Consider the following 23,398-nt stretch of genomic DNA (forward strand, 5'->3'; position numbering starts at 1 on the left):
CCGGCGGGTTGCAGCCTTCTTACTTGCGGCGGCGGGTTGCCGGCGCGGCGCCCGGCGCCGAGGTCTGCGAGGGAGCGGCACCGCCGTCCACGCCCAGACGGCCGCCGCCGCCCAGGCCCTGGCCGCGCACCGTCTGCGCCTTGTAGTTGCGCAGCGAGCGGACCATCTGGTTGAAGGCGTCCATGAAGGCCGCCGCGATCACCTTGCCCTGCGGCGTACGGGTGTAGCCGCCGATGCCGCCGGCGGCGGAGAGGCCGCCCAGGCCGGCGAAGCCCGCGAAGTCGGTCTTGGAAGCACTGCCTTCGGCGGCAGCGACCTGCACGCCCGAGCGGTTGTCGATCAGCGTCAGGAGTGCGCTGGCTTCCTTGGTCTGCAGGCTCGCGCCGAGGTTGGCGATGGCACGGCCGCGGCCTCCGCCCACCAGGCCGCCGAGCGCACCGCCCAGGCCACCGGCGTCGCTGTTGCTGAACACGATCTCGGGCGAGAGGCCGTAGTCGGACGCCACCATCTGGCCGCGGCCGAAATTGCTGCCGCCGCGCATTTCGCCCGACTGCATCAGCGCGCGTTCGCGCGTCATCGCGTTCATGCCGGCTGCGCTGCGCTCGACCACGATGAAGCAGTTCGATTGCTGCACCAGCAGGCGCAGCAGGTTGGCCGTGGGAGGCAGCTTGTATTCGCCGGTGAGGATGGTGTACCAGCCCGCGTTCACGTTCTCGATCAGCGAGACCGTGCCCAGCGGCGAATCGCAGCGTTCGAGCTGGCTGCTTTCGCCGGAGGTTGCGGCGCCGGCGGCGCTGCCGGTGGCCACGGTCTTGGCCGACTGGCTGCCCATTTGCATGTCCATGGTCTGGCAGCCCGAAAGGGCCAGCAGGCCGGCGAGTGCGCTTGCGAGAGAGAGTTTAGAAAAAGCCATGTCCCGATCTGGTCAAGTGAAAAGAATGCGGCGCCCGTTGCGGACGTCACTTGTCAAGATCGAAGATGGATCTGCCTTGGCCTGTATGACCTCCCGATTCGACGCGCCGCCAGCGACCGCGCGACGATACGGTCCGAGAATCCGGCACACCAGTGCCGAAAGTCATGTGCATGTTCGCGCGGCCTGGTCACTTGCCGTCCACCGCGCGGGTGGCGCCTCGACCAGAGTCCGAACCCGGGGACGCGTGGGCAACGGCAACCCATGTCCTCGATCGCTCCTGTCGCTGCCGTCGTGCAGGCGCGCTGCGCCGGGGACGGGCGGGAGAAGCGGGGCGATTCTATTACTTTGGAAACGTTTGGAAGCGCGGTGAAACAACGGCCGTGCCTGCGCCGCCGGCCGTCGAGGCGGAACGCCCCGAAGCAGCGGCCCCGAAAGTTACAGTCGGGCCCTCACTTCCAGGAGTTTTCAGATGGCGACCAAGAAGAACATCGTTGGAGAAGCAGCCTTGGAACTGACCCGCCAGCAGGTGCAGCAGGCGCTGGCCATCGCAGGATCCTCGAAATTCGGCGGCGCGGCCGACCCGGCTTTCGTCGGCTCCATCCTGGTGGCCCTGGCGGTCAACACGAGCTCCGTGAGCGCGACCATCGACAGCGCCAAGGACCGCACCAGCGCCGTGATCAAGCACTGAGCGAACGACCGGCCTCAGCGCGTGTAGTCGCCGCTGGCCTCCGGCTGGAAGAGCACCGCCGACACGCGCGCGGAGCGCTCCACGCCGTTGGGCATGCGCCAGCAGGCAAGCGCGCCGGCCTTCACGCCCAGCAAGCCGATGCCGACCGGCGACAGCACCGAGACGAAGCCCGCACCGGGCTGAGAGTCGCCGGGGTAGCACAGCGTGATCTGCTGGCGCTGGCCAGTGGCCGGGTCTTCGATCTCCACCTGGGAATTCATCGTCACGAGGTCTGGCGGGACTTCGCGCGAGGGCAGCACGTCCGCTGCGTCGAGCAGTTCGGCGAGCGCCGGCGGAAGCTGGTGATCCGCCAGTTTGCCCAGGCGGACGAAATCGAGTTCGGTGAGCGTGCGCTCTCCGTGAATGGTTGCAAGCATGAAGCACTCCAATCGAGTGCGGCGCCGTCAGTGAGTAATGAAATGAACGGCGTCGCGGCCGCGCGGCGGGTGCCCGGCGGTCAATGGTTCGCGCATCAGAAGGAAGGGTAGCGGACCGCCGGGCTCAGGAAAGTGCGCAAGTGCGTCGGTAGGCGACCGCGATCGCGACATCGCCGGCGCGCGCTGCATCGAGCGCAGCGTGCTTGCGGGAGTCGAACGAAAGACGGGCCATTCGCGCGAGTGTAGGGACGTGACCCGGGCCCATCAAGCAATGGCCTCACGTGACGCGGGATGTGCGGGGCATCGCGTTCCAGCCGCGCTGGTCTCGCTCACGCCGCGCTCGTGCGGCGGATGGGAATGAGCAGATCGGTGCGCAGTTCCGCCTGCGAGACCTGCCGCGGCGAATTCAGGTAGTGCTCCAGCGTGGGCCGGTCGTCGGGCTCGTAGCCGCTGGCGGGCAGCCAGCGGATGTAGAGGGCGCGCACGGCGGCGTTGATCTGCGTGTATGGGCCGGCAAGGCGATGCACCGCGTAGCAGCCGCCGGGAATGTCGAGCATCTCTATCTCGGGGGCGTCCGGCCAGGGATCGGGGGAGTCCAGCGCGGCGTAGTAGCTGTAGCCGGCGCCGCTCTCGGGATCGCCGAAGGAGGCTCCCCAGCGGTCCGATATGCGCGCGGAGCCTGCGTGCTGGCGCAGTCGCCGATGGGTGTGCGGAATGGTCGAGAACGGCCCCTGGTGCCGCAGCGCGTGAAGCCGCCGCGTCGGGTGCTCGACGATCCGTACGGCCGGTGCGGCGATGTCCTCATCGGGCTGCGGCAACGTATCGACATCGAGGATCGCCTGCACCACCTTCTGCTGGAACGAGCGCGGCGACTGTCCCGTGAACTGGCCGAACGCGCGCGTGAAGGCCTGCGGGCTTTCGTAACCCACGGCCAGCGCGACCTGCGTGATGCTCTGGTCGCCGGTTTCCAGCAGCCGGGTGGCGAGCGCCAGTCGCACGCGGCGGACCGTGGCGGCCACGGTTTCGCCGGCCACGCTCGCGTAGACGCGGTGGAAGTGGAAGGGCGAGAAGTGCGCGAGCCGCGCGAGGTCTTCGAGCCGATGCTCGGCCATCGGATCGGCAACGATGGCCGCGATGGCGCGCGCCACGCGGGCGCGGTAGTCCTGCTCGATGCGACGGCTGCCTTCCATGCGCGCGAGTGTGCGCCTTTCGCTAGAAGAGCACTTAGCCGACTTTGCTCATGCAGGTCAGTTGGCTGCGGCAAAGAAAAAGCCCGCTGTCCGATAAAGACAGCGGGCTCTTCAGGGGCCTTGCGGCTTGATGGTGGCTCCTCGACCTGGGCTCGAACCAGGGACCTACGGATTAACAGTCCGGCGCTCTACCGACTGAGCTATCGAGGAACAAGCCTTAAATTATATGCAATGGATTTGCCGTTCCCGGCCGCTCGACTGCATTTTTTGCATCGATGCGACGATTGATCGCAACAGACGCCGAACACCACCGCAAATGAAAAGCCCCGCTACCTTGTGAGTAGCGGGGCTTCCAGTGGCCTTGCGGCTTGATGGTGGCTCCTCGACCTGGGCTCGAACCAGGGACCTACGGATTAACAGTCCGGCGCTCTACCGACTGAGCTATCGAGGAACAAGCCTTAGATTATAGCGTTCTTTTTTGCCGCTTTTCAACTTCGCATTCAAAGAGCAACGCTCAACCCCAAGCGCAGCGTGCGCGGCGCACCAGGGAACAGGTACACGTGGCTGAACTGGTAGGGCGATTCCTTCCAGTAGCGGCGATCGAAGAGGTTGTCGACCGACAACGTCCAGCTCGCGTTCGCGCCGCGCAGCTTGGTGTCGTAGCGCAGCACCGCATCCACGCGCGTCCACGAAGGCAGCGTGACCGAGCCATCGGGCAGCACGTTGCGGCGGCCTTCGTACGAGAGCTGTCCCGCCACCTCGAGGCCCGGCACCGATGCGAAGCGGTAGGCGGTCTGTGCGCGCAGCACCTGCTTGGGCACGTTCGTGGGCGACTCGCCGTTGAGCGCCGGATTGGCCGTGCTGCCGCGCCGCTTGGCATCGATCAGCGTCAGGCTGCCGCCGATGCGCCACGGCCCCTGGTTCCACTGCGCGCCCGCTTCGAGGCCGCGATGCACCGCCTTGCCGTCGTTGCGCACTTCGCACAAGCCGCTGCACAGGTCGGTGTTGGTCAGCGGCCGCGAGATGTCGAACCATGCGAGCTGCCAGTTGAAGGCATCGCTGCCGCCCTTGATGCCCAGTTCCCACTGGCGCGAGCGCAGCGCGGGCAGGGCCTGCCCGGCGTTGCTGTACTGCGAGATCTTGTTCGGAACCACCTGCGACTCGACACCGCGCCCCCAGCTCGCATAGGCCATGAGTCCCGGCTGGATGGCGTAGCTTGCGGCGATCCACGGCGTGGTCACGTCCTGCTTGTAGCCGGTCGGGTTCGAGCCGTCGTTGCCGATGCTGCTGCGATCGAGCCGCGTGTGGCGTGCGCCGAGCCAGGTGGTGAAGCGGTCGTTCCAGCGGATCGCGTCCTGCACCGAGAACTCGGTCGATCGCTCGTCGCGATTGGTCTGCGGCGCGATGGCGTCCGGCGCCGGCGGCACGATGGCAGTGCCCCAGATGTTGCCGGTGCCCGCGTAGTTGTAGGCCTGGTTGTCGAAGCGGTTGCGCACGCGGCTCTGCATCAGCCCGAAGCCGAGTTCGTGCCGCACGCTGCCCGTCGTCACGTTGCCCTTCAGGTTGATGCTGCCGGCCGTCAATGTGCGGCGTTCGTTGTCGCTGCGGAAGTCGTAGAAGTCGAAGGTGCCGTCGGAGCAGTAGCGGTCGTAGTTGCCTTCGGCGCCGCAGCCGAAGGCGTAGGCGAGGCGGTCGTCGCTCTTGAGCCGCTGCTGGCCGATCTGCGCGCTCCAGCGCCAGTCGGCGTTCAGCGCCTGGCTGAAGCGCACCGTGCCCGTCAGCGCCTTGAACACCGAGGGCTGCGACCACGGCTGGTTGTTGAGGTTGATGCGCGGATCGACCGGCGCCGGCAGCACGCCGCCCAGAAGGCTGTAGCCGTTCTGGCTGGGCTGCGTCTTGCGGCTTTGCTCGATCTCGAACTCCAGCACCGAATCGCGCGTGATGCGCCAGTCGGCCGCGAGCGAGAACAGGTTGCGGTTGCCGTCGAGGTTGTGTGTCAGCGGCTTGAGGTTCTCACTCGCCACGTTGATGCGGTAGCCGAACTGCCTGTTCTCGCCGAAGCGCCCGCCGAGGTCGATGGCGCCCAGCAGGCTGCCGCGGCTGGAGGTCTCGATGCGCACCGTGCGCAGGTCCTGCTCGGTGGGCCGCTTCACCACGTAGTTGACCAGCCCGCCCGGCGCGCTGGTGCCGGCCTGTATGCCGCTGGTGCCGCGCAGGATCTCGACGCGCTCCTTGTTGTCGAGCGGAATCGATGTCTCGGCGCTGATCGGCAGTCCCTCGCGCCGGTAGTTGAAGCGGTTGTCGAGCACGAAGCCGCGCACCGTGAGGTAGTCCCAGTAGCCGGCGGCGTTGTAGGCGTCGGTCACCGACGCGTCGAACTGCGTGAGGTCGGCGAGCCGGCGCGCGCCGCTGGCCTGCAGTTGTTTGCTGTCGATCACCGTGGCCGAGATCGGCAGCTCGCGCAGCGGCACATCGCCGAAGCCGCTGACGTCGGCCTGCGGCGCGGTCGTGCCCTCGCTGACGGTGATCTCGGGCAGCGCGGATTGCTGCTGCGCATGCGCTGAGCACGCCGCAGCGAAGAGCATGGCTGCCAGCGCGCGCGAGACGGGAGACAGCCGATGCCGGCTGGAAGAATCGAAGGGAAGCTCGGTCTTTTTCATTCTGTTCATTTGCCCGCGGCGGCATCGATGGCCGCCATCCATTGCGCGGCCGTGGCCTCGGGATCTTCGGCCGCGACCAGCGCGCGCACCACCGCGACGGAGCCGACTCCGGTCGCCAGCACCTCCGGCAGCCGCACCGCATCGATGCCGCCGATGCCGACCTGCGGATAGCCGCGCAAAAGCCGCGCATAGGCGCCCAGACGCGCGACGCCCTGCGGCGCGGTCGCCATCTTCTTGAGCGTGGTCGGGTACACCGCGCCCATGGCGATGTAGCTCGGGCTCACCCTGTCGGCGCGGACCATCTCCGCATAGCCGTGCGTGCTGACGCCCAGCCGCGGGCCCGATGCGCGCAGCCGGCCGAGGTCTTCGGGCGAGAGCGCGTCGAGATCCTCCTGGCCCAGATGGATGCCGTAGGCGCCGGCCGCGATGGCCACCTGCCAGTGGTCGTTGATGAAGAGCAGGGCGCCCGTGCCCTGCACCGCCTCGACGGCCGCCTGCACCTCGCGCTCGATGGCGGCGCCGTCGTCCGACTTGAAGCGCAGTTGCAGCGTGGGGACGCCCGCGCGCGCCATGCGGCCGACCCATTGGGCATCGGGCAGCACGGCGTAGAGGCCGAGCCGCTCGGGGCAGGGCGGAAACGCGTCATCGCGGGCGGTGGGCGGAAAGGGGCGCATGCCGAAGTCTTCCGGCGCGTCGGGCCACAGCGCGGCGTCGAAGCTGCTCAGGCGCTGCGTCTGCGCGCGCCAGGCGTGGGCCAGGCATTCGGCGTCGATCTCGATGAAGCCCAGCGCGGAGCACGCGCGCTTCGCGCCGCGATACACCGGATCGTCGGAAGAGAAGTTGGGCGCACTCACCGGCGCCGACGTGATCGCGCCGAAGCGCAAGCCGTGCGCCGCGACGATGGCCTGCGCGATGGCGCCGGAGTCGAAGGTGGTGCTCATGATTCGTGGTGCCAGAAAGGTGTGCCGAGCACGGGCGTGCTGGGTTGTGCGGCCTCCTGCGCGGCCATGGCGCCGGCGCGATGCGCGCTGCGGCCGGCCTGCACCGCGTCGGCGAAGGCGCCAGCCATGGCGACCGGGTCCTGCGACAGCGCGACGGCGGTGTTCAGCAGCACGCCGTCGTATCCCCACTCCATCACCTGGCAAGCGTGCGAAGGCAGGCCCAGGCCCGCGTCCACCAGCATCGGTACCTTGAGACGGTCGCGCAGCACCTGCAGCGCGTAGGGATTGACCGGCCCGCGGCCGGTACCGATGGGCGCGGCCCACGGCATCACCGCCTGGCAGCCGACGTCGACCAGCCGCTGGCACAGCACCAGGTCCTCGGTGCAGTAGGGCAGCACCTTGAAGCCTTCGCGGATCAGCTGCGAGGCTGCGTCGACCAGGTTCAGCGTGTCGGGCTGCAGCGTGTAGTCGTCGCCGATCAGCTCCAGCTTGATCCATGGCGTGTCGAAGAGCTCGCGCGCCATCTGCGCGGTGGCGACCACCTCCTGCACGCTGTGGCAGCCGGCGGTGTTCGGCAGCACCGGCACCGCGAGCTTGCGCAGCAATTCCCAGAAGCCGTTACCCAGCTCGCTGTTGCCAGAGCCCTGGCTGGCCGTCTGCCGGCGCAGCGAGGCGGTCAGCATCGCGGGCTTCGCGCGCTTCACCGCGGCTTCGAGCAGGTCGGGCGAGGGGTAGCGCGCGGTGCCCAGCAGCAGGCGGCTGTGGAAGGTCTCGCCATAGAGCACCAGGGGATCGTTCGTGGTCGTCATTTCTGTTGTCTCCATCAATCAGCCGCCCGTCACGGGGCGGATCACTTCGACGCGGTCTTCGGGTTGCAGCGCGCGCGTGGCGTAGGCCGAGCGCGGAACGAATTCGCGGTTCACTGCCACGGCGAAGGGCGGCGTGGCCTCCAGCGCGGCCAGCGCGTCGGTCAGCTTCGCTTCGTCGGGGAGGGTGAAGGGCTTGTCGTTGATCAGGATGTTCATCGTCATGTGTCTCGGGGCTCCATGCCGAAGCTCTTCGCGAGGGGCGAGTGGCCCTGCGTCAGCACCTGCATCGCGGCATCGAGCATCGCGGGCGCGATCATGAAACCGTGGCGGTACAGGCCGTTGATCTGCAGCACGCGCGGCTGCGGCAGGCGCAGGGCAGGGAGGTTGTCGGGCAGCGTGGGCCGGCACTGCGTCGCGATCTCGACGATGCGCGCCTCGGCGAAGCCGCTGTGCACCGCGTAGGCGGCGCTCAGGAGTTCGAGCGTGGAGCGCACGCTGGCGGGCGACATGTCGTCCGACTCGATTTCCGTCGCGCCGATCACGAACAGGTTGCCGGGCTTGGGCGCGATGTAGAGCGGGTAACGCGGGTGCACCAGGCGTGTGGGCCGCTGCAGGCTCACCTCGGGCGCATGCACGCGGATCACCTCGCCGCGCACGCCGCGCAGTGCGTTCCATTGCGGGCGGGCACCGAGGCCGCGGCAGTCGATCACCCAGCCGGGCTGGCCGGCAGCACCGGGTGCGAAGTCCGAAGGCGCACGTGGCGATTGCCAGTGCAGCGTGACACGAGGATCGCTCTCGAGCGTGGCAAGCAGCGACGCCAGCAGCGCGCGGTTGTCGAGCTGCCCTTCACCGGGAAGGAACAGGCCCTGCGCGAAGCGCTGGCCCAGCGAGGGCTCCAGCGTGGCGATCGCGCGGGCATCGACGGATTGCATCGGCGCCAGCTCGGGCACCTGCGCACCGGTGTTCGCGAGCACGCGCGCGAGCCGCGTGGCCTCGGCGGTGTCCTGCCGATGCCAGAGCACCAGCGTGCCTTCGCGCTGGAAGAACACGGGCTGCGCCAGCGGCGCGAGCAGCTCGGGCCAGCGCGACAAGGCGTGCTGCCCCATGCGCACGACGGACACCGGCGCGACGGCCGATTCGGCCAGCGGCGCCAGCATGGCGGCTGCCACGCGCGCCGCAGCACCTTCGGCCTCGGCGCTGCCGGCCTCGAACACGTCGACCTTGCAGCCGGCCCGCGCGAGCGTCACCGCCATCAGCCGGCCCATGAGGCCCGCGCCGAGGATGGCGACGGAGTCGAAAGGAAGGCTCATGCCGGGCCTCCTTCGCGTCGCCGATAATTTTCGGCATGACCCAAGGCACCACCCAAGAGCCCACACAGCGCTACGCACGCGTGCTTTCCATCGCCGGTTCCGACAGCGGCGGCGGCGCCGGCATCCAGGCCGATCTCAAGACCTTCGCCGCGCTGGGCTGCTATGGCATGACGGCCATCACCGCGCTCACCGCGCAGAACACGCTCGGCGTCTCGGGCATCCACGGCGTGCCGCCCGACTTCCTCAAGGCGCAGATCCAGGCCGTGGTGGAAGACATCGGCGTCGATGCCGTCAAGCTCGGCATGCTGCACGCGCCCGAGGTGGTCGAAGTGGTGGCCTGGGCCATCGACCGCTATCAGCTGAAGAACGTGGTGCTCGACCCGGTGATGGTCGCCACCAGCGGCGATCGCCTGATCGCAGCCGAGACAGTGCTGGTGCTGGTGCGCGAGCTGTTTCCGCGCGCGGTCGTCGTCACGCCCAATCTCGACGAAGCGGCCTTGCTGATCGGCCATGCCATCGACGGCGTGGATGCGCTCGACGATGCCGCCGACGAACTGCTCGCACTGGGTGCGAAGGCCGTGCTGCTCAAGGGTGGCCATCTGCCGGGCAACGAGGTGGTCGACGTACTGCTGCAGGCAGGCGGCGACCGCAGGCGCCTGGCTTCCGCGCGCATCGAAAGCCGCAACCTGCACGGCACCGGCTGCACGCTGTCGTCCGCCATCGCCGCGCACCTTGCACTGGGCGCGGCGCTGCCCGATGCGGTCGAACGGGCGCGCGCCTACATCCTCGGCGCGATGGCCGCGGGGGCGGGCGTGAGGATCGGCGCGGGTCATGGCCCCCTCAACCACGGCTTTGCGCCAGTGCCGACGCACCGCCTTGCGCTGAAGGCCGGCTGAGCCAGGCCAGCGCGAAGGTCGCGGCCAGCGTCGGCAGCGCGGAGCCGAACTGCGGCGCCCACTTGGCGAGCGCGTGATATGCGGCGATGCCCGCGATCCAGATCAGCGCTGCGCCGAGATCAACCTTGCGCCGCGTGCCTTGCGGCGACACCGCCTCGCCACTGCCGAGCCGGCCGATGATCACGCCATACAGCGGAACGAACACCGAGCTCAACAGCAGCAGGAAGGGTTCCAGCGTGTGCATCGGCAGCACCAGCGCCAGCGCGATGCACAGCGCAGCCAGCAGCAGGCCCCAGCGCTTCACGCTCCAGCGCGGCAGCAGGCTGTGCGTGGAGACCGAGCCGGAGTAGACGTCGCCGTACGCGTTGTCGAGCTCGTCGATCAGGATCAGGCCCAGCGCCACGAGGCCGCCCTGCGCCAGCAGCAGCGCGGTGACGAGGCCCGTGCCCGGCTCGGCCACGCTCACCACCATCACGCCCAGCGCGTAGCACCAGACGTTCGCGAGCGCGTAGCCGATCCACGTGCCGCCGAATGCGCCGCCCAGGCCGCCTGAGCTGCGCTTGCCGTGCCGCGCGTAATCGGCCACCAGCGGCAGCCACGACACCGGCATCGCGATCACCAGGTCGAGCGCGCCGAACATGCCCATCGTGCCGTCGCCCGGGCGAGCCCAGAAGGCATCCAGGCCCTTGGCCTGCAGCTGCGTCGCGAACTGCCACGTGAGCCAGAGCAGCGACAGCACCACCAGCGGCAGGCCGAAGCGGCTCACGAAGCGGCGCACCAGCTTCACCATCGAGCCCGCGAGCAGCGCCAGCAGCACCGCGCCCCACAGCAGCGTGGTCAGCACGCCGCCCCAGAAGCTGCCCAGTGCCGGTCCGACGACCGTCTGTCCGATGGCCTGCGTGCCTTCGCGCATCACCACGAGTTCGAAGGTGGTCCAGCCCACCAGCTGCACGATGTTGAGCAGCACCGGCAGCCGCGCGAAAGCGCTGCCGTAGGTCGCATGCATCAGGCCGGCGCTCGCCAGGCCGCTCTGGCAGCCCAGCCGGGCGGTCCAGGCCAGCAGGCCCGCGCCGATGCAGGAGCCGAGCACGATCGCGATCGCCGCGTCGCGCGTGCCCACGGCCGGCACCAGGTAGGCGCCGATCTGCATCACCAGCAGACCCACGCCGAGGCTGAACCACAGCGAGGCGTGGTCGTGCCAGCCGAACACGCGCTGCGAGGCGGGCAGGGGTGTCAGCGCTTCGTTGTTGTCTTGTGCCATCCGTTTGCTCCAGTGCAAAAGGTTTGGCAGGTGGGCGAGGCCCCGGCGGCGCGGCTGTCACGCGAGAAGGCGTGAGAGGCCACCGGACCAGCTTCCCTGCGCGAGGATTACCTCAAGCCGCGCAAATAAACGCGGCCGAACAGGTTCAAAGGGTTTGATCTCAGCCGGGTGGCAAGCCACCCAGCACCCCTAGCGAAGGCCTGAATTGTAAGAGCAGAAGCGCGAAAGCCCGCAAGAGCGGGCTTTCCGGGATGGCGACATGGAGATCACGCTTTGGGCGGGGCGCCTCCCAGCGGCACGCTCAGAACTCGCAGAAAGCCCTTGCCCTGGAGGATGTTCCGGTAGCAGTTGACGGCGACGGCCTCGGCCTCCCTGGCGACCACGTCGCCGGCTGCGATGACCTGGCCATCGTCCGTCACGATCGCCAGCTTGGCCGGCTTCCCGTCGACCGTTACGGTGAGCCCTTCGTGCGAGACGGCACTGATGACGACCCCCTCGATTGCGCCCGTGGGCTGCGTACCGATCATCATGATGCCTCCTGCAGCATGTCTGCCTGTTGCGCCGCCGGCGTGATGACCCGGCCGCCGGTTGACCGGATCTCGCCGGCGGCCTTCTTCACTGCCCGGCTCACCTCGCTGAAGCTCAGCCGCCTGAGCTGGAACTCGTGGAGGTCGACGGCCGCATTGATGTGGTCGAGCTCCTGGTAGTAGAGGGCGGTGGCCTTCCACTCGCCGCTGGCCATTGCGCGCTGCTCGATGCCGTGCAGAGCGAGTTCGGCGCTGCGGAAGTGCTCGCCGAGGCCTCGTACGACGCCCAGCTGCTCGATGGCTTGGGCCACGTTGAGCGCGCTGGCCACGATTGACCAGTCGAGCTCGGTCGCCACGCCTTCCCGTAGCGCTCGAGCTGCTGCGCGCAGTGGGTCGAGCGTGTTCGCGAGCTCCGCCGACGTCAGCAGCGCGGCGCCGTTCCTGGCCAGGCGTATCGGTGCGAGTGATACGCGACTTGGTCGACGGGGAGGGCGGCCGTGCGTCATGACATTGCGGCCCTGTTTTTGGCCTCGGCCTCGTCGAGCATCGCCCGCAGATCTGCGTCGGCCTGCTTCGCCCAGTCTTGGCCGTGGCGCACGTAGCGCATCAGCAGGAAGTGGATCGCCGCGGCCTGCTCGTGCTCGGCCTTCGTCTTGATTTCGACGCCACAGAGGCGGAGAGCTTGGGCGAGGTGGATGCAGGTGAAGTTGGGCCGGCCGAGGATTGCGATCAGATCATCATTGAGGGTCGTGAGACCGGGCGCCTTCGAGTCGGACAACCGATAGATGCTGACCTGGGAGATCTCGCCGACATCGCTGGTGAAGTGGTACGCCACGCCATCCTCGTCGGTGGTCCATTGGTCAGGGTCGGAGAACATGGCCAGCCATTCCTCCCGCTCGGCGCGGTTGATGGCCTCCGGGGCGTCGACGATCGCACCGGTGTAGTCGATGGTTTCGCTCGCGAACCGGCGGAGCAGAGCATTCCACCCGTGGACCACATACGTGGCCGCTCCCTCGCCGCTAAAAGCGAGAGCGAACGAGGCGTCGATCAACTTCTCGTGCGGAACTGGCGTGATGAGAGGCTCCATGGCTACTCTCCTTTCGTGGCCGAGTTGCCAGCGGCGCGATCGATGCGATCCATCTCGCCGATGATCAGCGCGCCGGCCTTTTCCAGCATCCGCCGGGCCGTGCCAGGCTTCCACCACTCGCTGGCCCACGGCCAGGCGCTCGGATGGATGGCCTCATAGTTGCCGTCGCCCTGTGAGTAGGGCGAGAGCTTGTCCGCAGCGGTCAAAGCGTAAGCGCAAGCAGCCGAAGCCAGTTCGCCGGCGTCATGCTCGTCGTCGTGCTCTGGTGTAAAGCCCTCCAGGCCGACCTGGCGTTGCCGCTCGGCCAGCACGTCGCGTGCGGCGGCCGTCAGTACGTTTCGGACGGGCTGTCCGGGTGCCGTCAGATCCCGTGCGGCATGCCACTCCATCTCCAGCGCTGCCTCGACGATCTTGCGAGGCGGTGTGTCTTGGGCAAAGTCCATTCCAGGCCACGCAGCCAGAGCATCCAGGACGGCCTCCTTCCACTCGTTCGGCTGTGCCTCATTGGCCGACGCATAGAGCTTCATGCCGAGCGTGATCGGCGGAGCATCGGCGGCCCACTTGATCATCTGGAGGCCATCTTCGCCCGTCAGCGACGTGGAGACGACTACTTCGCCAATGGGGTGTGCCGGTGCAGGCGCGGCCTCGAGCCAGTCGCGAGCGTCATCCCAGGCTTGGCACAGACCGATGTAGCCGCGAGTGCCGCGCAGGCCTCCGAGCCTCGCGAGGGCAGCCTCGTTCCTGAAGACGCGCACGGCCTCGACAAGAGCCTGCAGGAGTACCCACGCCTGGGTGACCGAGTTGGGCTGGACTGCCGGTGTCGGCGGGCGCTCCTGGTCCGCTAGATCGTCGTCGACTTCGGTCGGACCTAGATATTGAGCGCCCTCATCGGGATGCTCGGTCAGCCATGCGTAGAGGCCCGGGGAGAGACCGGGGGACTCCGCTGCAATCGTCACCTCGGCGTCCTGGCCCCCGAAGAAGGCCAGCAACGCCTCTGCTTGCCTGAGCGTGATCTGCGTGCTCATGCCAGCACCTCCAGCACGTCGGCCTCGAGTTCGACAATCTTGGGCGCCTTCTTCGGCCTGGCCAGATTCACGGCCCATTTCGTCGTACCGTCGACGGGCGCCTTCAGGGTGCCTTCCTTGTTGTGGTGCTCGGCCGCATAGCCGCTGAGGGCTGCGCGAACCTTCACGCGGTCCCCGGCCTTGAGCGCGGGCTTCGTGACGGCTTTCGCATCCGTTGGGAACGGCCAGAGCGCGCCTGCGTGAGCGGCCGCGGGTGCTGCCGACGCCGGCGTCGCCGAGGTCGACGGGTCGGCCTGGCGCGACTCGATCGGGAACGGCCAAAGCGCCTTGGCCAGCACGCGGAGGGCTGTGTTCGGCAGGACCGCATCGGCACTGACTCCGAACGCCACACGCACCTTGCCCTTCGCCAGCACGTGCGTGACCTCACCCTCGAGCTCGAACTGGCTGTACTTGCTGTCGATCACCGCAACACGGTCACCGACCGCCGGCAAGGGAGCGGCCGGCGCGGTAGGTGCCGCGCCTTCCTCTTCATTCGCGCCGGTAGGCGCCTGGTTCTGGTCTTCGGTGCCACTGGCCGATGCGCTCTCTACTGAGTCTTCGGGCGTTTCGCCATCCAAAGCGCGCAGCTTCTCGGCGATCTGTGCCTGGACTTCCTCGGCCGAAGACTTTCCGGCGCGTGTAGCTTGCGCCGCAGGCGGAGCGGTCGATTTTTTTGCTTTCTGCGCCGTTGCGAGCTTCGGCTCTTTCGCAGCCTTCGGGGCTGCGGCTGCCTTCAGCCTGGAGATCTGGTTGCGCAGCTGCAGCTTCTGCTCGGCGATCGCTTTCTCGCGCGCCGCCGCGAGATCCAGGCCGGCCACCGTCGCGATCGCATTGAGAGCTGGCGTCGCCAGCGCGTCGCCCCTGCCGTAGGGGTAGTACTCGCGCTCATCTGCGGCCATGAAGAGCACCAACGCGCGCCACACGTTGGGATCGCTCGCGCGCTGGAGCGCAGCAATGGCTGCTTCGTTCTTTGCGCCGTAGTCGTCGCCATCGACTTGCAGATTCAACACTTCGACCAGCGTTTCCCCGGCGTCGAAATCGGTGATCTGGCGCACGAGCCACGTGCGCACCAGGTCGGCCGTGATGAGGGCTGACACTGCTTCATCAGCTTCGGTACGCACGGCTTCCTTGATCGTCTCGAACATCGCGCGACGGCCCGCTTTTTCGCTCCTGGTCTTTGCCTCCTGCTTGAGGTTCTCGATCTGACGTTCGAGCTTGACGGCGCTCTGCGTTTCGTCTTTCGCGATGGCGCCCTTGGTCACGAGCACCGCTTCCGCTTCGGCGGTAGGAACTGCCTCGATCAGTTCCTTTGTGTACGGGTTCTCGATCAGCACCGGCGACGGGGCGTCCGCTCCGAGCAGCTTGCGCAAGGACGGGCCGCTCTCATCAATGTCCGTGCGCTTCTGGTCCAGACGGCTGTAGCCCTTCAGCCCCTGCCAGCTGTGCGGGCTGACGATCTCCTTGGCTGCTTTGCCCTCGATCACAGTGAAGCCCTTCGCTTCTGCCTTCGCGACCAGTCGGCCGCGATGAACTTCGGTCTTCGCATCGAAGCAAACGGGGTCCGTGCAGATGTCTGCACTCTTGACGTCGGCGAACAGCTCGGGGTTTGCGCCAGTGCGTTTGGGACAGGCTTTGCAGCTCCCCGCAGTGGCATGCAGCGATTCGTCCTTGATGTTGAAGGCAGCCTTGCCCAAATCGAGCATGACGTTCTCGCGGACCCATTGCTCGAAGGCCCGTACCGAGTATGTCGGTTCGCCCTGGTAGTCGCGCTTCAGCGCTTCGGTCAGCGCCTTCTTCTGCAGCTTGGCGACCGGGATCCGGGCAATAGGGAGCGCGATACTGTGGTCGATCTGGCGGGTCTCGAGCGCTTCCTTGGCCTCGGGGATCAGCTCGAGCAGCTTGACTCGCGCGTACACGTAGGCCTTGCTCTTTTTGACCTTGTTGCCGACCTCTTCGGCCGAAAGGTGGCTGTGCTCCATCAGGTCCCGAAAGCCTTCGGCCTCCTCAAGCGCGCTGAGATCTTCGCGCTGCAGGTTTTCGATCAGCTGGATCTCGCGCACCTGGTCGTCGGTGAGCTGGCGGATCATGGCCGGGATCGTGCTGACACCTGCCAGCTTGCTTGCCCGGTAGCGCCGTTCTCCGGCGACGATCTCGTGCGAGGGAAGGGGATCGCCCCTCCGGCGGTCGGCGAAGGTCTCCTGCAGCCGATCAGCAGGCAGCAAGCGAACCAGGACCGGCTGATGCACGCCGCTGGCCTTGATGCCTTCGGCGAGCTCCTGCAGCTTGGCCTGGTCGAAGTGCTTGCGCGGGTTGGTACGGCTGGTGACGACCATCGCCAGCTGCAGCATGGCGAACTGCGGTTCGTCGACCGTCGTGGTTTCGGCAATCGCGTCGCCGGTGTCAGAAGCGAATTCTTTCAGAGACATGTTTTCATCCTTGGAGGGTGTGGCGAGTGATCGCGGTAATGCCGTTGCCCGGCCCTTCGAGGCGGGACGTGGACGAGGAGTGCTCGATCGCCGCTTGAGGAGCGGTCTCGGCGGGCCCCAGGAACGGGGAGGTGAGCTGGTCGGTGACCTTCAGGTAGTCGACCTCGACCTTGGCGCTGTCGACCAGCACCGAAGCCACTTGCGCGATCGCGCGGGCCCGATCGGGGTCCATTGGCTTCTCGCGGTTGCGGAGATCTGCGAGGGTGTCGAGCAGCTGGGTGCGCAGCTGCGTGATATGGGGCGTGCTCATGGCGCCGACCTTTCCTTGTGTTCGCGGGTGATGCGGTTGACCTGGCGCGTAATGGCGCCCTTCAGCTGGATGAGCTTTCGCAGCTCGGGTGATCTGTTGCCGGGGTGGTTGCGCCGTGCGTTCTCGGCGCGGGAAATGCACTCGAGGCGATCGAGCGTGATTTCCTCGAGCACGGTGGTGCGCATGCCCTTCCGGAAAACGACGATGTGGCCCTCGGGAACCGGGCCGTTCGCTGCGATCCAGACCAGGCGATGGACGGGATGCCACCGCACGTGGTTGGGGCCCGGCAGTTCGTTCATCTTCTGCTCGAGCACCAGATGCGGATTCCTGCTGCCGCCACGAACCCGCCGGTAGCTGCCGACCGGGAGCGTGGTATGGGGCGCTTGGCCTGGCTTGAACTGGGTCTCTGCCATCCTGCCGCGCGTGGGCATGTGCTTGCCCTTGTTCGCGGGGACCTGCCCAGGCTGAAAGCGATTGGCGATCATCCTGGCGTCTTGCTTGCCCCGCTGGATCCGGCCGGCCATGTCGCTGGCCAGGAACTCCGCGGACTTGCGCAGGCCGAGCTTCTTGGCCATCCTGTAGACGGCCCCCATGGGGATCTGCAGGGCGCCCGCGACGACTTCGCCGGTCATGTTCGGATACCACTGCTTGAGCAGCTCCAGCATCACGGGCGTCCAGCGCGTCTTCGGGCGGTTGATGTTCCGCGACTTCGTCATGGCGCGCTCGCATGAGTGGGTGGGTCCGAGGCCTGCGACACGGCTGTAGCGACGGGCAGGGTGTATGCGTAGTACCGGCCCTTGCGGACTCGTACGAGCAGCCCGGCCTCGATGCAGCTCTCCAGGCGCTTGTCCACCGACTGGCGGGGTGCGCCGAAGATCGCCTCTACCTCCTCGCACGTGTAGGCGACACTGGCTGGCATCGTGCGCAGGTCCTGGATGACCAACTCGGCGAGACTGCCGGCGCGCGGCGTGTAACCGTTGACTCCCACGATTGGCGCCAGCTCGGGCGGCGTTTCGAACACCTCGGCCGTCTGCTCGATGGCTTCGGTCGATTCGGAGACGCTGATCCTCGCCCGCGCTGTGACGGTCCGATGCGCGGCGGTGGTAGGCACGATCGGCGGCGGGGTCGTCGTGCGACCGTTGAGCCTGCTGGGCAGGCGCATCGCGTCGTAGGCGCCGGCGCGCGGGCAGGTCGCACGCAGTTCTGCGCCGTCGTACACCTCGGCCGGATGAACGGTGCCCGCCGGGCGCGCGTAGGGAATGCGCTGTGTGGCATATCTGTCGTTCATGGCCTGGCGCTCCCGGAGATCGACCGGCCGAGATCTGCGAGGTCCTGCAGCACGTCGCGCGTACGACGATAGACCCACATGCTGGCCACGATGCCCAACGGCCCGCCTGCCAGATAGGCGGCGATCTCAATGCCGGTCGCGTCGGGCGCGAGCTTGAAAAGCACCAGGTTGCAAACACCGATCGCGCCGCTGTTCAGGAACGCCGCGACGAAATGACCGTTGTTCACGAGCTGGCTCTGCAGGCCGAGCGCGAACACCAGGCCGAAGGTGCCGACGAAGAGCCAAAGCGCACTCATACGGGTCTCGTGGGCGTGCGATGCACACGATAGATGTTCATGCCCTTGCCGGAGGACGGTGTGCCGACTTCGCGGCCAAGGGCACGGCTGGCTCGGGCACGAACCTCGCCGGGCACGGCGTGGCCCAGGCCGTCCGCGTCGAGCAGGTCGAGAGCCAACGCGATGGTCGGCACCGATTGGGCGTCGTATCGCACCTCCGCACCTCGCCTGAATGCGGTCCCCAAAAACTCCATCGCAAGGGCTTCGGCGGGCGTGACGCCTCGACCAACGACAGGCCGGTCGGCGTCAGTGCGGACGCTGACATTGCCGCCGCCGAGGTCGACGAAGGTGATCGTGACGTTGCTCATCGAGCGGTTCTCCGCACATGAGCGAGCGCCTCTTTGAGCGTGAACGCGCGGCGGGAACTGGAGAAGCGTGCCGGCACCTCGTTGGTGAGGTACAGAACGCCGACGGTTTCAAGATGCTTGCCGTCCCAGCAGTCCTCCACCCGATTGAGCCCGAAGCCTTTGAGGAGCTTCTTGGCGTTCCGCGTCTTGCCGCATCCAGGCGGTCCGTACACGATGACGGACTTCGGGGTGTGCTTGTCGAAGGAAGGCGGCGCTTGCCTGGTGTACGGGGCGCGCGAGGTGGTGTTGGTCATTCGAGCCTTTCAGTTGGAGGAGGTGAGCTCGACGGCCTGGACATGCGGCAGGATCGTGCGCATGTCCTTGAGGCTCGTGAGCAGGGTGACGGGGACGCCCTTCTTCAGAATGGCGGCCTTCGCTTCTGCGGCCTCGCGGCCGTTTTCGGGGTAGACCTGCTCGGCGTGCAGGGTGCGTCCGCGTCCGCCATGAGCGGGCCGGACCTCCATGCACAAGACCGGGCGCGCGTGTATGCCGTCGCGAGGCATCTTTACGCGCACCTCGGCGGCTGCAGCCATGGTCCCGTGCAGTTCGAAGATCAGGCCTTCATGCGGCTGGGCGCCACTGGGTTGCTCGCCGAACATGTCGGGCTCAGCAGGCTGTGCAGACGTCTGCACGGCAGCTGCAGTCATGGCGTTGGCCCTCCGGCGCCGGTGGCCAGCGACACCAGCACCACGAGCAGGACTGCCAGGGCGAGGAGCTCGATTGCGCGCGCGCCGGCAGCGCAGAGCCAGTCGAAGGGCGTGGAAGCCTGCTCGTCGCTGGGTACAAGGCCGTAGAGCGTGCGCGTCGACCTGGTCAGCTCCTCGTGCCGTTCCACCAGCTGGTCAAGTTCCTCCCGCAGCATCGGGCGCTTCATTGCGGGCCTCCGAGCATGTAGGCGATCGACGGGAGCAGCACAAACAGCAGGAACATGAGCAGCGCAAAGCCGGTCTGGGCGAGTGCGCGACCGCGGCTCATGGCTTGCACTCCGGTGCAGCGGAGTCGAGGGTGGCCACCAGCTTCCCGATGAGCAGGTTCGAGAGGGCCTGTGTTGGGTGCACGCGATCGACGGTGTCGCCGTCGTGGATCTGGATCGCGCGGATGTCGGCGAAGAGGGCGCGTTCTTCCTTGGCGATCACCTGCAGGCGCGCGTCGTAGTCGTCGGCCCTCGGCACGTGCTCCTCGGTGCGCCCGATGCCCGTCAGCACCACCGTGGCGTTGAGGGCGATACCGCGCTGCACGATGCCGCGCGCGTTCTGATCCAACGGATAGCCGTTGATCGCATCCACCAGGCCGAGTTCGAACGAGACGAACCTGGTGTCGACGGTCTGATTCGCGAACAGCGGCATGCGCCGCTGGAACGAGTCCGCCGACACCGTCCGGCTCACGACCCGGTACTTCGGCCGCATGCGCCTCAACGTATCTGCAGGGAACTCGTCGAGGTGGCTGATCGCGTTGAAGCCGTCAAAGACCGAGTCGCCGTAGAAGGTGATCGAGCAGTCCTTGCGGGAGGATTCGAAGTAGGAGGGCGCGGCAGGGGCAGGCGCTGGCATCGGTGCTGCTGCAGGGGCGGGCGCGGGCGCAGGTGCCGAAAGCGGTATGGCCGCGAGCAGCGGCAGGCCGCCCATGCCGCCACCACCGCCGCTGCCCCCACCGCCGCATGCAACCAGCGAAGCGGCTGCGGCCATGGCCGCCAGTTGGAAGACGTGCTTGTTCATCGCGGGCCTTTCATGGCCGCGTGCTCCGCGGCCGGTTCGTTGGAGGCGGCGGCCGACGAGCTGGGCGCGTCTGTTGCGTCCTGCTGTGCGGTCGTGGAGTCGGCGAAGAGGTTGGCGAGCAGAGAGAGGGCGTCGAGCAGCCAGCTCACGCCGTCGCCAGCGATGGGGCGGCTCAAAGGGCGCCTCCGTCTTTGAGGGTCCAGACGATCAGCCCGATGAGAATGAGCTCGACCACAAAGACCATCAGGAAGGTGATGCGTGTCCGGGTGCGGTCGGCGCGGTCCTCCTGCCCTTCGGCATAGGCGCGCCTTGCGATCCGGTCCCCCTCGCTTCCCGGGTAGGACTGGCCGCAATAGCCTGCGTGCCACGCGCGGGCGAGTGCCTGGACCGTGTAGCCGCCGCTGGGCTTCGGCACGTGCCCTATCACGTTGCACCGCCTTCCTGGGCCTTGGCGAGGGCGGCCAACAAGTCTTCGCGCCTGATCCATCCTGCATCGTTCGGCGTCACGTCGCGGTGCATGGTCACGCCGAACGCAAGACAGACGGGGCGATAAGTCGGCAGGCTCTGAAGCGCGGCCAGTAGCCCAAACGAAGCGGGCGTGCAATGTGGGCAGTCTTCAGTTTCGAAGATGCCGTGCCAGAACTGCTGGCACTTGAGGCACTGGATCAGATCCACCTTCGCCCCCGGCGTGTGCTGAGCGGCGGCGGTCATGCTGCGGCTCCGTTCCTCTTCGCAGCGATCAGGGCGCGAAGACGCTTGGCTTCGGCCTGGCCGGCCTTGATCAAGGCTTCACAGGCCTGGAGACGGCCTTGGTGCGTGTACGCAACGGCCAGCGCGGTGTTTGCCTCGTCGATGGTGGCGAGACGAAGGCAAAAGCCCTCGCACTCGTCGCACTGGCGGCCCGGGGTGTGATTTGTGACGCTCACGGCGCATCGCCTCCGAAGCCGCTGAGGGTGGCGCGGGCTTCTTCCACGAGTGATGCCAGCATGCCTGCGCCGATCGCTCCCGCCATCGGGTTGAGCCGCGCTACGCGTCGAGCGAGGGCCAGTGCGCGCGCCGCTGCACTGGCCTCGAGCTCGCGGAGTTTCGTGGTGTCGACCTGGACGGTGGTGTAGTCGGACGCATAAGGACGGCGGACACGCACCGAGGTCGTGGACTGGCCAACGCTGGGCCTCTTGACCTCGATGGAGAGCAGCACGTCTCGGCTCAGGAGCGTGGTGCTTCTCATACAAGCACCTCAACCAGGTTGCCGAAGTCGTCCACGACCCCGAGTCCGGATGTGCGCCAAAGGCGCCCGGTGTCGTCGTAGCGGCGAGCGCTCCAGTAGTAGCGGCCCTTTACATCTTCGCCGTGCCGTCGATCGGTGAGGAAAGCGAGCTCATCGCTGTGGCCGTGATACGCGATCGTGTATTCGCCGTGCGGGTGGGCAAAGACCCGGCCGATGTTCGGCACGAGCAGCACCTGCAGGCCATCCGCATTGGCACGGCGCAGTTGTCCGAGCAACGGCTTGACGCATTGCTCGGGATCGTCCTCGAAAGCTTCGAGGAAGCCGATGCACCTGGCGAGCAGAGTGCCGATCGGCACGGGCGCCGCTGGTGCGGCGGGGAAGGGAATGACCATTTCGGCCTCCGTCTGTGATGACGGGGCCGATTATGCAAAGATGCCTAAGTCAAGTCAAAGCAAATTTGCATAAGATCAGTCGTTGCATCGGTTCAACGACGCGGCATCGTAGAAATTTAGCCTCCGCTGGAACTGGAGGATCGTGGCTGAAGGTCGTTTCCCGGCTCTCCCAGCAGGCGATCAATGCGATCGGCTGCGCGCGGGGCGTCTTCTGGCGTCATGGCCATGTCTGCCAAGAGGGAGGCGACAGCTTTTCGTGCAGGAAGGTCGAAGGGTGTCAATGCCTTGCCGAGCTGAAGCACCAGCTCGTGGACAGATAGAGGGCGGGCAGTCGTTCGTATGGGCGTCGGGGCGGGCGATGCTGCTCCTACTCCCCCTTGGCCCGACTCCGCGTTCAAGAATCCGCGAGCAATAGCAACGGCTTCCGCGGCCTCGTCATCGAGGAACGCCTCGACCTTGACGCCGTAGTGCTTGGCCACAGGCTCTAGGGTGGCCCAGCGCGGGTTCTGGGTGCGTCCGTCGATGAAGCGAGCAATTTGCGACTGCAGAGTCCGAGCGCCGAGCGTGTCCGCGAGAGAGTTCGGATTCTCTCCCGCTGCACTCATCAACGCCTTCAGAAGCTGCCTGCCGTTCATGAAACGACTATGCAGCATTGAGTAATGCGAAATCGCGTCAGTGGTTAGGCAAACATGCATAATGCTGGCCATGAGCAAGACCACGGAAATGATCAAGCGGCTTCGGCACCGAGGGCTTTCCGGTTCCGAGATTGCCCGTAGGGCTGGCGTCTCCCAGTCGCGAATCTCGCGCTGGGAGAACGGAGCAGTTCCTGCAGCTGCCGACGATGTCTGGAAGCTGCAGGAGCTCGAGAGGTCTTTGGAGGCGTCCTCTTCGGACGAGAGGGCAGAGGCGACAACGTGAGCCGACGCGCCTCCCAGTTTTCCCCCGCCGCCGCAGACGTCGGCGCGCTTTCCCTTTCGGCAATCCCTCCTCCTTCGCCGCGCGCGGGAAGGCGCGCGGTGTTGGGTGCGCCGAGGCGGCGGGGTCTTTGTGTTTTTGTCATGGCGGCAGTCTCCCGCGCCGCAGCATGACTGTCAGTAACTACGAAAGAGAGCCGTCGTAATGGCCATGGATGTGAAGGTCGCCGCGTTCAACGTGGCGCATGACTACGAAGGCGGCGTGGTGCAGCTTGCACCCCTGATCGGGAAGAATCACAACACGCTCAATGCCGAGGTGGCGGGCGTCGGAAGCGCCAAGCTCGGCCTGCTCGACGCAGTGAAGATAACGCTGCGCACCCGGGACTTCCGCATCCTGGACGCATTCAATGCGACCTGCGGACGCATGTCGATCCCGCTACCGGAGATGCTGGACGTCGAGGGTGACGACTGCATGCGCGCGCTGGCCGACTCGTCGCGGGAGTACAGCGAGCTCGTGTCGACCACCTGCTCGTCCCTGGCGGATGACGGATGGGTCTCCGACAACGAGCTGAAGAAGCTGCAGACAGAAGCGGGGCAGGCGATCAGCGCCATCAACGCGCTTATGGCCGCGGCGACCAGGCGCAACCAGGCGGGGAAACCGCGGAGTGCGACATGAGGCCA

34 protein-coding genes and 2 tRNA genes are annotated in these 23,398 nt (G+C 67.0%); 4 read left to right on the forward strand and 32 right to left on the reverse strand.

Features of this window, described 5'->3' with window-relative positions; genetic code table 11:
• Nucleotides 1-19: 19 nt before the first annotated feature.
• Nucleotides 20-913: a CsgG/HfaB family protein gene (locus FHT32_RS06055; RefSeq protein ID WP_176663748.1), complete on the reverse strand. Its 894-nt coding sequence runs from the start codon at nt 911-913 to the stop codon at nt 20-22.
• Between the two features lie 469 nt (nt 914-1,382).
• On the opposite strand from FHT32_RS06055, the gene FHT32_RS06060 reads away from it, so the two are divergent.
• Nucleotides 1,383-1,601, forward strand: coding sequence for a hypothetical protein (locus FHT32_RS06060; RefSeq protein ID WP_176663749.1), 219 nt, complete (start codon nt 1,383-1,385; stop codon nt 1,599-1,601).
• A 14-nt stretch (nt 1,602-1,615) separates the two neighbouring features.
• On the opposite strand, the gene FHT32_RS06065 is transcribed toward FHT32_RS06060, so the two are convergent.
• The 9 genes from FHT32_RS06065 to FHT32_RS06105 all read right to left on the reverse strand — a co-directional run bounded on the left by FHT32_RS06065 (nt 1,616) and on the right by FHT32_RS06105 (nt 8,927).
• A complete protein-coding gene (locus FHT32_RS06065; protein WP_176663750.1) occupies nt 1,616-2,017 on the reverse strand; it encodes a GreA/GreB family elongation factor in 402 nt (133 codons plus the stop codon).
• Between the two features lie 329 nt (nt 2,018-2,346).
• Nucleotides 2,347-3,207, reverse strand: coding sequence for a GyrI-like domain-containing protein (locus tag FHT32_RS06070; protein WP_176663751.1), 861 nt, complete (start codon nt 3,205-3,207; stop codon nt 2,347-2,349).
• 134 nt (nt 3,208-3,341) lie between these two features.
• Nucleotides 3,342-3,417: transfer RNA gene (locus FHT32_RS06075), tRNA-Asn, on the reverse strand.
• A gap of 165 nt (nt 3,418-3,582) precedes the next feature.
• A tRNA-Asn gene (locus tag FHT32_RS06080) sits at nt 3,583-3,658 on the reverse strand.
• A gap of 49 nt (nt 3,659-3,707) precedes the next feature.
• Complete coding sequence (locus FHT32_RS06085; protein ID WP_176663752.1) at nt 3,708-5,867, reverse strand: TonB-dependent siderophore receptor; 2,160 nt, start codon at nt 5,865-5,867, stop codon at nt 3,708-3,710.
• Between the two features lie 5 nt (nt 5,868-5,872).
• Nucleotides 5,873-6,808: a thiamine phosphate synthase gene (locus tag FHT32_RS06090; protein WP_176663753.1), complete on the reverse strand. Its 936-nt coding sequence runs from the start codon at nt 6,806-6,808 to the stop codon at nt 5,873-5,875.
• Nucleotides 6,805-7,617 carry a thiazole synthase gene (locus FHT32_RS06095; RefSeq protein WP_176663754.1) on the reverse strand — a complete coding sequence of 271 codons (813 nt, stop codon included), beginning with the start codon at nt 7,615-7,617 and terminating at the stop codon, nt 6,805-6,807. The genes FHT32_RS06090 and FHT32_RS06095 overlap by 4 nt, the downstream gene beginning before the upstream one ends.
• A gap of 18 nt (nt 7,618-7,635) precedes the next feature.
• Nucleotides 7,636-7,839 (reverse strand): sulfur carrier protein ThiS, encoded by a 204-nt coding sequence (gene thiS / locus FHT32_RS06100; RefSeq protein ID WP_176663755.1) that lies wholly within the window; start codon nt 7,837-7,839, stop codon nt 7,636-7,638.
• Nucleotides 7,836-8,927 carry an FAD-dependent oxidoreductase gene (locus FHT32_RS06105; RefSeq protein WP_176663756.1) on the reverse strand — a complete coding sequence of 364 codons (1,092 nt, stop codon included), beginning with the start codon at nt 8,925-8,927 and terminating at the stop codon, nt 7,836-7,838. Before FHT32_RS06105 ends, thiS begins: the two co-directional genes overlap by 4 nt.
• Before the next feature lie 35 nt (nt 8,928-8,962).
• Between FHT32_RS06105 and thiD the strand changes: the two genes are divergently transcribed.
• A complete protein-coding gene (gene thiD, locus FHT32_RS06110) occupies nt 8,963-9,823 on the forward strand; it encodes a bifunctional hydroxymethylpyrimidine kinase/phosphomethylpyrimidine kinase (protein WP_176663757.1) in 861 nt (286 codons plus the stop codon).
• On the opposite strand, the gene FHT32_RS06115 is transcribed toward thiD, so the two are convergent.
• From FHT32_RS06115 to FHT32_RS06220, 22 genes are all read right to left on the reverse strand, one after another.
• Entirely contained in the window at nt 9,768-11,084 is a 1,317-nt protein-coding gene (locus FHT32_RS06115; RefSeq protein ID WP_176663758.1) for a cytosine permease, read from the reverse strand. The two genes, thiD and FHT32_RS06115, sit on opposite strands and share 56 nt — an antisense overlap.
• Before the next feature lie 266 nt (nt 11,085-11,350).
• Nucleotides 11,351-11,614: a hypothetical protein gene (locus tag FHT32_RS06120; protein WP_371132137.1), complete on the reverse strand. Its 264-nt coding sequence runs from the start codon at nt 11,612-11,614 to the stop codon at nt 11,351-11,353.
• Nucleotides 11,611-12,117, reverse strand: coding sequence for a hypothetical protein (locus tag FHT32_RS06125; RefSeq protein WP_176663759.1), 507 nt, complete (start codon nt 12,115-12,117; stop codon nt 11,611-11,613). The genes FHT32_RS06120 and FHT32_RS06125 overlap by 4 nt, the downstream gene beginning before the upstream one ends.
• Complete coding sequence (locus FHT32_RS06130) at nt 12,114-12,698, reverse strand: hypothetical protein (protein ID WP_176663760.1); 585 nt, start codon at nt 12,696-12,698, stop codon at nt 12,114-12,116. Before FHT32_RS06130 ends, FHT32_RS06125 begins: the two co-directional genes overlap by 4 nt.
• A gap of 2 nt (nt 12,699-12,700) precedes the next feature.
• The gene (locus FHT32_RS06135) at nt 12,701-13,723 is read right to left on the reverse strand and encodes a hypothetical protein (protein ID WP_176663761.1); all 1,023 of its coding nucleotides are present in this window, start codon (nt 13,721-13,723) and stop codon (nt 12,701-12,703) included.
• The gene (locus FHT32_RS06140) at nt 13,720-16,188 is read right to left on the reverse strand and encodes a ParB/RepB/Spo0J family partition protein (protein WP_176663762.1); all 2,469 of its coding nucleotides are present in this window, start codon (nt 16,186-16,188) and stop codon (nt 13,720-13,722) included. Before FHT32_RS06140 ends, FHT32_RS06135 begins: the two co-directional genes overlap by 4 nt.
• 4 nt (nt 16,189-16,192) lie before the next feature.
• Nucleotides 16,193-16,498: a hypothetical protein gene (locus FHT32_RS06145; RefSeq protein WP_176663625.1), complete on the reverse strand. Its 306-nt coding sequence runs from the start codon at nt 16,496-16,498 to the stop codon at nt 16,193-16,195.
• Complete coding sequence (locus FHT32_RS06150) at nt 16,495-17,214, reverse strand: HNH endonuclease signature motif containing protein (protein ID WP_218088119.1); 720 nt, start codon at nt 17,212-17,214, stop codon at nt 16,495-16,497. The genes FHT32_RS06145 and FHT32_RS06150 overlap by 4 nt, the downstream gene beginning before the upstream one ends.
• Nucleotides 17,211-17,786, reverse strand: coding sequence for a hypothetical protein (locus FHT32_RS06155; RefSeq protein ID WP_176663763.1), 576 nt, complete (start codon nt 17,784-17,786; stop codon nt 17,211-17,213). The genes FHT32_RS06150 and FHT32_RS06155 overlap by 4 nt, the downstream gene beginning before the upstream one ends.
• On the reverse strand, nt 17,783-18,082 hold the full coding sequence (locus FHT32_RS06160) for a hypothetical protein (RefSeq protein WP_176663764.1): 300 nt from the start codon (nt 18,080-18,082) through the stop codon (nt 17,783-17,785). The genes FHT32_RS06155 and FHT32_RS06160 overlap by 4 nt, the downstream gene beginning before the upstream one ends.
• Entirely contained in the window at nt 18,079-18,429 is a 351-nt protein-coding gene (locus FHT32_RS06165; RefSeq protein ID WP_176663765.1) for a hypothetical protein, read from the reverse strand. The genes FHT32_RS06160 and FHT32_RS06165 overlap by 4 nt, the downstream gene beginning before the upstream one ends.
• On the reverse strand, nt 18,426-18,722 hold the full coding sequence (locus FHT32_RS06170; protein ID WP_176663766.1) for a hypothetical protein: 297 nt from the start codon (nt 18,720-18,722) through the stop codon (nt 18,426-18,428). The genes FHT32_RS06165 and FHT32_RS06170 overlap by 4 nt, the downstream gene beginning before the upstream one ends.
• A 9-nt stretch (nt 18,723-18,731) precedes the next feature.
• Nucleotides 18,732-19,115 carry a hypothetical protein gene (locus tag FHT32_RS06175; protein ID WP_176663767.1) on the reverse strand — a complete coding sequence of 128 codons (384 nt, stop codon included), beginning with the start codon at nt 19,113-19,115 and terminating at the stop codon, nt 18,732-18,734.
• Nucleotides 19,112-19,342, reverse strand: a complete 231-nt coding sequence (locus FHT32_RS06180; RefSeq protein ID WP_176663768.1) for a hypothetical protein — start codon at nt 19,340-19,342, stop codon at nt 19,112-19,114. The genes FHT32_RS06175 and FHT32_RS06180 overlap by 4 nt, the downstream gene beginning before the upstream one ends.
• A gap of 97 nt (nt 19,343-19,439) precedes the next feature.
• On the reverse strand, nt 19,440-20,183 hold the full coding sequence (locus FHT32_RS06185; protein WP_176663769.1) for an SGNH/GDSL hydrolase family protein: 744 nt from the start codon (nt 20,181-20,183) through the stop codon (nt 19,440-19,442).
• Nucleotides 20,180-20,359 (reverse strand): hypothetical protein, encoded by a 180-nt coding sequence (locus FHT32_RS06190; protein WP_176663770.1) that lies wholly within the window; start codon nt 20,357-20,359, stop codon nt 20,180-20,182. Before FHT32_RS06190 ends, FHT32_RS06185 begins: the two co-directional genes overlap by 4 nt.
• Nucleotides 20,356-20,598: a hypothetical protein gene (locus tag FHT32_RS06195; protein ID WP_176663771.1), complete on the reverse strand. Its 243-nt coding sequence runs from the start codon at nt 20,596-20,598 to the stop codon at nt 20,356-20,358. The genes FHT32_RS06190 and FHT32_RS06195 overlap by 4 nt, the downstream gene beginning before the upstream one ends.
• 8 nt (nt 20,599-20,606) lie before the next feature.
• Nucleotides 20,607-20,894, reverse strand: coding sequence for a hypothetical protein (locus FHT32_RS06200; protein ID WP_176663772.1), 288 nt, complete (start codon nt 20,892-20,894; stop codon nt 20,607-20,609).
• Nucleotides 20,891-21,109 carry a hypothetical protein gene (locus FHT32_RS06205; protein ID WP_176663773.1) on the reverse strand — a complete coding sequence of 73 codons (219 nt, stop codon included), beginning with the start codon at nt 21,107-21,109 and terminating at the stop codon, nt 20,891-20,893. Before FHT32_RS06205 ends, FHT32_RS06200 begins: the two co-directional genes overlap by 4 nt.
• Nucleotides 21,106-21,381 (reverse strand): hypothetical protein, encoded by a 276-nt coding sequence (locus FHT32_RS06210; RefSeq protein WP_176663774.1) that lies wholly within the window; start codon nt 21,379-21,381, stop codon nt 21,106-21,108. The genes FHT32_RS06205 and FHT32_RS06210 overlap by 4 nt, the downstream gene beginning before the upstream one ends.
• A gap of 26 nt (nt 21,382-21,407) precedes the next feature.
• On the reverse strand, nt 21,408-21,803 hold the full coding sequence (locus FHT32_RS06215; RefSeq protein ID WP_176663775.1) for a hypothetical protein: 396 nt from the start codon (nt 21,801-21,803) through the stop codon (nt 21,408-21,410).
• Between the two features lie 116 nt (nt 21,804-21,919).
• Nucleotides 21,920-22,534, reverse strand: a complete 615-nt coding sequence (locus FHT32_RS06220; RefSeq protein WP_176663626.1) for a hypothetical protein — start codon at nt 22,532-22,534, stop codon at nt 21,920-21,922.
• Here FHT32_RS06220 and FHT32_RS35390 point away from each other — a divergent pair.
• Entirely contained in the window at nt 22,527-22,721 is a 195-nt protein-coding gene (locus tag FHT32_RS35390) for a helix-turn-helix domain-containing protein (protein ID WP_371132153.1), read from the forward strand. The two genes, FHT32_RS06220 and FHT32_RS35390, sit on opposite strands and share 8 nt — an antisense overlap.
• Nucleotides 22,722-22,922: 201 nt before the next feature.
• Nucleotides 22,923-23,393 (forward strand): phage regulatory CII family protein, encoded by a 471-nt coding sequence (locus FHT32_RS06230; protein ID WP_256098898.1) that lies wholly within the window; start codon nt 22,923-22,925, stop codon nt 23,391-23,393.
• The last annotated feature ends 5 nt before the right edge of the window (nt 23,394-23,398 follow it).

Source organism: Variovorax sp. SG517, from assembly GCF_013376045.1.
Classification (GTDB): Bacteria; Pseudomonadota; Gammaproteobacteria; order Burkholderiales; family Burkholderiaceae_C; genus Variovorax.